Annotated in this window: 3 protein-coding genes; all 3 read left to right on the plus strand. The window is 50.1% G+C overall.

From position 1 onward, the window contains the following. A partial coding sequence (locus VJI93_RS08250; RefSeq protein WP_324009238.1) for a hypothetical protein occupies window positions 1-209 on the plus strand: 209 nt, incomplete at its 5' end. Beyond that, a complete protein-coding gene (locus tag VJI93_RS08255) occupies window positions 206-544 on the plus strand; it encodes a hypothetical protein (protein WP_324004500.1) in 339 nt (112 codons plus the stop codon). The genes VJI93_RS08250 and VJI93_RS08255, both read left to right, overlap by 4 nt. A 62-nt stretch (window positions 545-606) precedes the next feature. Next, window positions 607-865: hypothetical protein (locus VJI93_RS08260; protein ID WP_324009239.1), on the plus strand; the 259-nt coding region annotated here is incomplete at its 3' end.

Below are 865 nucleotides of genomic sequence, written 5' to 3' on the forward strand. Positions count from 1 at the left end.
TGTTTGAACTGCTGAACGATCCGTTACCTGCTTCTGTGGCCGAGTGCATGCGCATTGTCGACCTTTGTTTATTCTTGGCGGGGGCCATGTTGTGGGCACGCTCAACCATCGTCCTTAAGGGCGGGGATAAGCGGCATGAAAAAAGGAGCATGTGGATCAACTTTGCGTTGATCCTGTGCTGCTTGATAACAGGTGGGATTCTTCGGTGAATGACTATGGTATTTTATCTGCACTGACCCCTCACTTTTCAATATTGCTCGGCGTCTTCTTTGGCACGGTAGCTAGATACAGCTTAATGGTCAGAGAAGGCGAGGCTGTCAGAATGCGCAGTGTGACTGCTGATCTACTCCTGGTAGGTGCGGTGGTCATTTTTGCTATTTGGACGAAAGCCAAGGTTGGATTTGAACAGGAGGACTCTGTTGCCATAGGAGCATTATACGCATTAACCGCAGACAAGGCAGTCAAGAAGATCCAGACTTGGTGGTTAGGCCGGATAGACAAGAACTTTCCTGCAAATGGCGAGGAAGGTAAGTTTGACCATTAAAGTTAGTCTTGCTGGGCCGACAGTTTGATGGTATAATAGGGCATTCAAGGGCAGGATTTAAGATGACCGATAGAGTTCTTACAGTGGCAACGGGTTCGGCAGATGTCGCATCTGTTCGCACTGAAGAATTCCGGGGTAAAACCTATACGGTGGTCCCCGTCATCGCTGTCGTTGAAGGTGTTCTCCAAGGCGTAAACAGCGACGCCCCTGAGCTGGCTGTTGCTTCAGAGTTCGGCAAGTTTCCTGCATCGTGGGACGGCCGACCTGTAATGATGAACCACCCCAATATCGGTGGGATGTGGGTATCGGCGAGTATACACT

The organism is Parvimonas sp. M20 (assembly GCF_035282425.1).
Classification (GTDB): domain Bacteria; phylum Bacillota; class Clostridia; order Tissierellales; family Peptoniphilaceae; genus Parvimonas.